General features: G+C 57.6%; 1 protein-coding gene. It reads left to right on the top strand.

Annotated features, from left to right (window positions below; translation table 11 throughout):
- Positions 1 to 250: hypothetical protein (locus tag D8M36_RS10115; protein ID WP_202974896.1), on the top strand; the 250-nt coding region annotated here is incomplete at both ends.

Genomic DNA, 250 nt, shown 5'->3' with positions numbered 1-250 from the left:
GTGACGAGATCACCAACGGCACCGACCCGAACAAGGCTGATACCGATGGTGATGGCCTGACCGATGCCAAGGAGAAGGAGCTTGGCACGGATCCGAACAAGGCTGATACCGATGGTGACGGCCTCAATGACGGTGACGAGGTCTCGGGTGAGAAGAACAAGGACTTCGACGGTGACGGTAAGGGTGACCCGACTGATCCGAAGAAGGCTGACACCGATGGTGACGGTGTGAACGATGGTGACGAGATCAC

The organism is Dermabacter sp. HSID17554 (assembly GCF_003989295.1).
GTDB lineage: Bacteria > Actinomycetota > Actinomycetes > Actinomycetales > Dermabacteraceae > Dermabacter > Dermabacter vaginalis.
Note: the sequence above shows the minus strand (reverse complement) of the source record. Positions and strands in the feature narration are given on the sequence as shown.